Origin of the sequence: Aestuariicoccus sp. MJ-SS9, assembly GCF_032586235.1 — a bacterium.
Lineage (GTDB): Bacteria > Pseudomonadota > Alphaproteobacteria > Rhodobacterales > Rhodobacteraceae > Aestuariicoccus.
The window spans coordinates 68,549-76,417 of the sequence record NZ_JAWHTD010000017.1; the positions used below are offsets into that span (position 1 = coordinate 68,549).

At 69.9% G+C, this 7,869-nt stretch carries 6 protein-coding genes; 5 read left to right on the forward strand and 1 reads right to left on the reverse strand.

The window, feature by feature from the left end:
* The first annotated feature begins 179 nt into the window (after positions 1–179).
* Positions 180–2,117 (forward strand): secretin N-terminal domain-containing protein, encoded by a 1,938-nt coding sequence (locus tag RXV88_RS12985; RefSeq protein ID WP_316293497.1) that lies wholly within the window; start codon positions 180–182, stop codon positions 2,115–2,117.
* Between the two features lie 76 nt (positions 2,118–2,193).
* Positions 2,194–3,612: a pyridoxal phosphate-dependent decarboxylase family protein gene (locus RXV88_RS12990; RefSeq protein WP_316293499.1), complete on the forward strand. Its 1,419-nt coding sequence runs from the start codon at positions 2,194–2,196 to the stop codon at positions 3,610–3,612.
* Positions 3,613–3,821: 209 nt separating this feature from the next.
* Here RXV88_RS12990 and RXV88_RS12995 read toward each other — a convergent pair whose 3' ends face one another.
* Positions 3,822–4,820, reverse strand: a complete 999-nt coding sequence (locus tag RXV88_RS12995) for an SDR family NAD(P)-dependent oxidoreductase (RefSeq protein WP_316293502.1) — start codon at positions 4,818–4,820, stop codon at positions 3,822–3,824.
* Between the two features lie 81 nt (positions 4,821–4,901).
* Here RXV88_RS12995 and RXV88_RS13000 point away from each other — a divergent pair, with 81 nt between their 5' ends.
* The 3 genes from RXV88_RS13000 to RXV88_RS13010 all read left to right on the forward strand — a co-directional run.
* Entirely contained in the window at positions 4,902–6,377 is a 1,476-nt protein-coding gene (locus RXV88_RS13000) for a GspE/PulE family protein (protein ID WP_316293504.1), read from the forward strand.
* Complete coding sequence (locus tag RXV88_RS13005; RefSeq protein ID WP_316293505.1) at positions 6,374–7,591, forward strand: type II secretion system F family protein; 1,218 nt, start codon at positions 6,374–6,376, stop codon at positions 7,589–7,591. Before RXV88_RS13000 ends, RXV88_RS13005 begins: the two co-directional genes overlap by 4 nt.
* A 77-nt stretch (positions 7,592–7,668) precedes the next feature.
* Positions 7,669–7,869: hypothetical protein (locus tag RXV88_RS13010; RefSeq protein WP_316293508.1), on the forward strand; the 201-nt coding region annotated here is incomplete at its 3' end.

The following is a 7,869-nucleotide window of genomic DNA, read 5'->3' on the forward strand; positions in this document are numbered from 1 at the left end:
GTGACCCGCTTTCCCCAGATTGCCCCGCAAATTTCGCTGACCCTGCAACTCAGGCATGTCTTTTGCGCCGCATTCGGCTAGAGTGGTACGCATAACGACAACGAGCAGCCCGCCGGAAGCGCCTCAAGACCCTGACCACAGGGCAGGCCTCCCCGGCACGAACAGAACGGATGACACAGGTGAGACGCAAGTTGCGGGCGGCGGGGATCGCCCTGATGCTGGCCCTTGGCGCGCCTCTGGCGCTGGCGCCGGAACGGGCCGGGGCGCAGGTGGCGCTCGATCTGCGCGATGCGGATCTGCGCAGTTTCGTGCAGATCGTCTCCGAGGCGACGGGGCGCAATTTCGTGCTCGACCCGCAGGTGCGCGGCACGGTGACGGTGCTGGCCGCCGGCACGATGTCGCCCGCCGCGCTTTACGAGGTCTTCCTCAACGTACTCGAGCTCAACCGGCTGACCATCGTCGAGGGCGTCGACGCCGACCGCATCGTGCCTCTGGGCAGCGCGCGCGAACTGGCCACCGGCGCCAGCGGCGACGGCGGCTTCGAGACCCGGGTGATCGAGCTGCAGAGCGCCAGCCCGCAGGAGGTGGTCGAGGTGATCCGCCCGCTCTTGCCCTCCGAGGCGGTGATCTCGACCGTGCCGGGCGCGCGCATGCTGATCCTGTCGGACCGCAGCGCCAACCTGCGCCGCATCCTGCAGCTGGTCGACCGGCTGGATACCCCGCGCGAGGCGCCGATCGAGATGATCCGCCTGCGCAACGCCTCGGCCACGGATGTGCTGCAGGTGGTGCAGTCGATGAACCTTATCCCCGACGGCGCCAGCATCAGCGTCGACCGGCGCTCGAACGCGCTTCTGGTGTCCGGCCCCGAAAGCCTGCGCGGCCAGGTGCGGATGCTGGCCGGGCGGCTCGACGCGCAGCAAAACACCCAAGCCAGCCGGATCGTCGAGCTCAGCTATGCCGATGCCGCGGCGCTGGCCGACGTGGTGCTGCGCAGCTTTTCCTCGGGCGGCGAGACCCCGGGCGAGGAGATCCGCGTGGTGCCCGAACCGCAGACCAACGCGCTTTTGATCAGCGCCCCGCAGGAGCGCATGGACGAGATCGTCGCCATGGCCCGCCATCTCGACCGCCGCCCGACCCAGGTGCTGGTCGAGGCGGTGATCTTCGAGATGTCGGTCGAGGGCTTTTCGGATCTCTCGGCGCAGTTTGGCGCGGTGCTCAACGACGTGGTGGTGGGCGGCGTGCAGTTCTCGCTGCAGGGCCGGCCCAACCTGACCTCGCTGGTGTCCTCGGTGCTCAAGAACGAAACCATCGACGTCGGTTCGGGCGGGGTGGTGGGCGGCGTGCCCGACAACACCGAGCGCGGCATCGCGGCGTTCCTGTCGGCCATCGCCAGCACCAATTCCACGCGCCTGCTGTCGACGCCCTCGCTCTTGACGCTCAACAACCAGGAGGCCGAGATCGTGGTGGCGCAGAACGTGCCCTTCGTGACCGGCTCTTTCGCCACGGTGGGCGAGGCGGCGCTGCCCGAAAACCCGTTCCAGACCATCGAGCGGCAGGACGTGGGCCTGACGCTGAACGTCACCCCCCAGATCAACGCCGACGGCACCGTGCGGTTGGTGATCAAACAAGAGGTGTCGAGCCTGACCAATTCGCAATCCTCGGCAGGCGGCGAGATCACCGCGCGGCGCGCGCTCTCGACCACCGTTCTGGTGCGCGACAGCAACGTGATCATGCTGGGCGGGCTGCTGGAGGACGGCTTTGGATCGGTCAGCCAGCGCGTACCCGGCCTGTCGAAACTGCCGCTGGTGGGCGGGCTCTTCCGGGGCAAGAACGCCTCGAAGAACCAGCGCGTGCTGCTGGTGATGCTGCGCCCGCGCATCGTGCGCGACGACGCCGAGGCCCGGCGCCTGACCCGCGAGCTGGCCCGCGACGCCAAGCGCGCCAGCCTCGCCATCGCCCCCGCCGACGCCGACCAGTTCCCGCGCACGCCCTCAGGCGCCTTCCCCTTCGACGGGGCCGATCTGAACCAGCCTTTCGACGCGGGCTTCATCGACGAGGCCGCGCAGCGCCTCGGCCTGCCGCCGCTGCCCAGTCGGCTGCGGTTCAAGGACCGTTAGGGATTTCGCGCCGCCGGCCCTGTCGTCCGGCCGGCAAACGCGCTAAGGGACCGGCCACAGCCTGCCGGAGCCCCGCATGACAGACCTTCCCCCCGACCCCCAGGATTGGGACGCCTTCCGCCGCGCCGCGCACGATCTGCTGGATCGGTGCCTGACCCGGCTGGAGAACGCCGCCGATCACCCCTGGCAGCCGGTGCCCGAAGAGGTGCGCGCGGGCTATGCCATCGGTCCCGCGCAGGGCGACGAGACCGCGCTGGCCCGGCGGCTGGCGTCGGAGGTGATGCCCTATGCCACCGGCAACACCCATCCGCGTTTCTTCGGCTGGGTGCACGGATCGGGGCTGGCCACCGGGCTGATGTCGGAAATGGTCGCGGCCACGATGAACGCCAACGTGGGCGGGCGCGACCACGGCGCGGTCTATATGGAGCGCGCGGTGATCGACTGGGCGCGCGGGGTCTTCGGCTTTCCCGAAGGCGCCAGCGGCATCCTAGTCACCGGCACCTCGCAGGCCACGGTGATCGCGCTGCAGGCCGCGCGGGTGCGCGCGCTGGGGCCCGAGATGCGCCGGACCGGGCAGGGGGCGGCACGGCTGACCGCCTATGCCGGGGCGAGCGTGCATTCCTCCACCGCCAAGGCGCTGGAGCTGCTCGGCGTGGGGACCGAAAACCTGCGCCAGATCCCCGACGGCGCGCGTGGCATGGATATGGGCGCCCTCCGCGCCGCCATCGCCGCCGACCGGGCGGCGGGCGCGCAGCCCTTCGCGCTCGTCGGCACCGCCGGTGCGGTCGACACCGGGCAGTTTGACGATCTGGACGCCCTGGCCGATGTGGCGGTGGACGAGGGTCTCTGGCTGCATGTGGACGGCGCTTTCGGCGCTTGGGTGGTGCTGGCGGGCGACGATCTGGCCGCGCTGGCGCATGGCATCGGTCGCGCCGACAGCCTGGCCTGCGATTTTCACAAATGGATGTACGTGCCCTACGATTGCGGCCTGGCGCTGATCCGGGACGAGGCCGCGCACCGCGCCGCCTTCGCCGTGCGGCCGTCGTATCTCGAAGGCCAGGACCGGGGGCTCGCGGGGGGCGATCCGTGGTTCTGCGACTACGGCATCGATCTGTCGCGCGGCAACCGCGCGCTCAAGGTCTGGTCGGCGCTCACCACCTACGGCCCCGAACGGCTGGGCGCGGCCATCGCGCGCAACTGCGCCCAGGCCCGGCTGATGGGCGATCTGGTGAGTGGTCAGAGCCACATGGCGCTGCTGGCGCCCGTGGTGTCGAACCTCTGCGTCTTCACCGCCGACACGTGGTTGGACCCCGCCGCCCAAAGCGCGCTCAACCGCCGCATCGCGCAGGATCTGCAGCTCTCGGGCCAGGCGGTCTTCTCTACCACCGACATCGGCGGCGTCACCGGGCTGCGCGCCGCCATCGTCAACCACCGCACTACAAAGGCCGACATCCACACCGCCATCGCCGCCGTGGCTCAGGCCCGGGGCACCTGACCTCCGTTTCATCTGGTCTTAAATATCCTGGGGAGTGTGAGGGGCTGGCCCCTCACTCCCGCCGCCGCCAAAGGCGCAACGGAAGCATATGCGGATCCTGCACAGCACGAGCCGTGACCAGCGCCTGCCCGTGGGATGGCGCTGGTCACGGCGGCCTTCGGCCTTGATTCCGCGACTTCGGGGCGCTGAACGGGTCCCCGTTTCAGACCTTAAACCCCGTAATACTCCCTGTACCAGGCCACGAAGCGCGCCACGCCCTCCGTCACCGGCGTGCCCGGCACCTTGCCGGTCAGCGCCTGCAAGAGCGCCGTATCGGCCCAGGTGGCGGGGACGTCGCCGGGCTGCATCTCCATCAGGTTGCGCTCGGCCTTCCGCCCCAGCGCCGCTTCGATCGCGGCGATGAAATCGCCCAGTTCCACCGGGCTGGCGTTGCCGATGTTGACCACCCGGAAGGGCGCCACCGGCGACAGGCTGTCGCCTGCCACGGGCGCCGCGCCCGGCACCGCGTCGGCCAGCGCCAGGATCCCCTCCACCAGATCGTCGATATAGGTAAAGTCACGCCGCATCCGGCCGTGGTTGTAGACGTCGATGGGCCGCCCTTCGAGGATCGCCCGGGTGAACTTGAAAGGCGCCATGTCCGGCCGCCCCCAGGGCCCGTAGACCGTGAAGAAGCGGAACATCGTCGTGGGCAGCCCGTGCAGATGCGCATAGGCATGGGCCATCGCCTCGGTCGCCTTCTTGGTGGCGGCATAGAACGACATCTGATGATCGGCGCGGTCGGTCTCGGCATAGGGCATCTTGTCGTTTGCGCCGTAGACCGACGAGGTCGAAGCCAAAAGCAGATGCCCGGGCGGAAATTCCCGCGCCGCCTCCAAAAGCTCGAACGTGCCGGTCACGTTGCTGTCGAGATAGGCGCGCGGGTTCTCCAGGCTGTAGCGCACGCCCGCCTGTGCCGCGAGATGGATCACCAGATCGAAGCGCCCCCCGGCGAACATCCCCCGCAGCCGCCCCGGCGTTTCCACGTAATCCTGCACGAAGTCGAACCTGTCATGCGCCCGCAGCGGCGCCAGCCGCGCCTCTTTCAGGGTGACGTCGTAATAATCGGTCATCGCATCGAGGCCCGTGACCCGCCAGCCCGCCTCCAGCAGGCGCGCGCAGCAGGCCGCGCCGATGAATCCGGCCGCGCCGGTGACGAATGCGTGTCTCATGGCCATGGTCATCGCCCCAATCGGGGCGCGCCGTCAACGGCAAAGCTTGCCATCGGGCGCGCACGCGCCGAACATGCCGGCATGAGCCTCGATCAGCCCGCCCCCGCGCCCGCGCGCCTGCCCTTCGCCTTCGCCCGCGACCAGCAGGTCGCGCTGGACGGCGACATGCTGGTGGCGGGGCCCGGGGCCACCATGCTGGGCCTGCGCGAGTCGCAGCGCCGCGCGCCGCATCTCACCCGGGTGCGGCAGGAGGACCAGGCCAGCTTCGAGCTGACCCTGGCCAGGCTCTATCAGGGCGGAACAGAGACGCATTCCGGGGAGGACGCGCTCAGCTTCGATCTCGAGGACAGCGCCCCCGCAACCCGCGCCGAGCGCGACCTGCTGGACGAGGCCGCCGATGCGCCGGTCATTCAGCTGGTCAATCAGCTGTTGCGCCGCGCGGTGCTGGCGGGTGCCTCGGATCTGCATGTAGAGCCCTACGAGGGCGGCCTGCGCGCGCGGATGCGGGTGGACGGTTTTCTGCAGCCGGTGCTCGACCGGGCGGATGTGCCGGTGAAACGCATCGTGTCCAGGCTCAAGGTCATGGCCGGGCTCGACATCGCCGAAACCCGCCTGCCGCAGGACGGGCGCATCCCGCTGCGGCTGGGCGGGCGGCTGATCGACACGCGGGTCAGTTCCTTGCCCGGCAATTACGGCGAACGGGTGGTCTTGCGGATCCTCGACCGGCAATCGGGGCTGGTGCCGCTGGACCGGCTGGGGCTGAGCCCCGCGCAGATCGCGCTGCTCGAACGGCTCTCGGCGCTGCCCAACGGTATCATCCTGGCGACCGGGCCCACCGGGTCGGGCAAGACCACGACGCTTTATTCGCTGCTGAAACTGGCCAATCGCGACGAGCGCAACATCGTCACGGTCGAGGACCCGGTGGAATACGACCTGCCCGGCATCAGCCAGTCCCAGATCAACGCCGAGATCGGTATGACCTTCGCCACCGGGCTGCGCGCCACGCTGCGCCAGGATCCGGACGTGATCCTGGTGGGCGAGATCCGCGACGGCGAGACCGCGGGCGTGGCCGCACAGGCGGCCTTGACCGGGCATCTGGTGTTCTCGTCGCTGCACGCCAACGGCTCGGTCGGCGCGGTGGTGCGGCTGCGGGATCTGGGCCTCGACAATTTCCTCATCGCCGCGACCCTGCGCGGCGTGATCGCGCAACGGCTTCTGCGGCGGCTCTGCCCCAAGTGCCGCCACCCCCATGCGCCGACCCCGTCCGAGGCCGCGCATTTCAGCCGCAACGGCCAGCCGGTACTGGCGGCGGTGCATGACGCGCAGGGCTGCGCGGCCTGCAACGGGTCGGGCTATGCCGGCCGCGTCGGCATCTTCGAGATGATCGAGGTGGGCGAGGCCCTGCGCGACGGCATCGACCGGGGCCTGCCGGAATCCGAGCTGAAACGCCTGGCGCTTTCGACCGAGGAAACCTTGCTGGGGCAGGGGCTGGCGCGGGTGGCGGCGGGCGAGACCAGCTTGGCCGAGGTGCTGCGCGTGGTGGGCGACCTGGCATGAGGGCCTTCGGCTACACCGCCTATACCGACGACGGCAAGACGCGCCGCGGCACCATCGTGGCCGAGACCGAGGCCGAGGCCGCGCGCAGCCTCAAGGCGCAGGGGCTTTTCGTGTCGGATCTGGCCGACAAGGGCGCGGCCGAGGCGCGCCGGCGGCTGACGCTTGTGCCGCGGGGGCGGCTCAATGCCGACATGCAGGCGGTGCTGACGCGGCAGCTGGCGGTGCTGCTGGCCGCCGATCTGCCGGGCGAGGCCGCGCTCGAGGCGATCCGCGCGGGCGGCGCGGGGGCGGCTGTCGACGCGGTGGCGGCGCGGGCGCGCGCGGGCCTGCTGGAAGGGGCGGCGCTGTCGGACGCGCTGGCGGCCAGCGGCGCGGGCTTTCCACCCTTTTACATCGCCGCGATCCGCGCGGGCGAGACCTCGGGCGACGTGGCCGTGGTGATGGGCGAGCTGGCCGATCACCTGGAAACCGCCGGCACCCAGAAGGCCGAGATCGCCGCCGCGCTGGTCTATCCCGCCTTCGTGGCCGCCGTGTCGCTTCTGGTCTGCGGCATCCTGATGACGAGCGTCGCGCCGCAGATCGTCGAGATGTTCGCGCTTTCGGGCCGGCCGCTGCCGGGGATCACCCAGGTGGTGCTGGGCATCAGCAACTGGATCCAGGGCCATGCCGTGCCGCTGGGGGCGGGGGCGGCGGCGCTGGTGCTGCTGGGGCTGATGTCGGGCCGGCTGGCCCCCTTGCGCGCCGCGCGCGACCGGCTGGCGCTGCGCCTGCCTGTGGTGGGCGGGCTGATGCGGCGGGCGGCGGCGGTGCAATATCTGCGCACGCTGGCGCTGGTGCTGGGCAGCCGCCACGCGGTGCTGTCGGGCGTCGATTCCGCGCGCGAGGTGCTGGGCCCGGCGCGCTTTCGCGCCGAAGCCGCCGAGGTGGCCGAGGCGGTGCGCGGCGGCGAGAGCCTCTCGGGTGCGCTGACCCGCGCCAGTTTCATCCCGCCGGTGGCGCGCCAGCTGGTGGATGCGGGCGAGATGTCGGCGCGGCTGGCGCGGATGACCGAACGCGCGGCCCTGCTGGTGGAAAACAACCTCACCGCCGAGCGCCGCCGCATCGCCGCCCTGCTCGAGCCGATCCTGATGATGCTGGTGGGCGCGATGGTGCTGGTGATCGTGCTGGCCGTGCTGCTGCCGATTTTCGATTTGCAATCCGTGGTTGCGGGCTGAGTGCCGTGTAAAATTTCCAGCCGGTTCCTATACAATTTCTGGTAATCTTATCGAGAATTTTCCTGGGGAGATATATTATGGCTCATTTTGAAAGCTTTGGCGGCTTCTCCGCCTTGCGGTTTGGTCCCACAAGGGGGCTCAACATCAAGGGTAACGGCAGCGACGACAGCATCGAGGGAAGTCCGGAAAACGATCTTATTCAGTCGGGTTTGAACAACGCCTTCAGGCGGACTGAAGGCGGGGATTTTGTGTGGTGGGCGTGTGCAGGTCGGCGAACA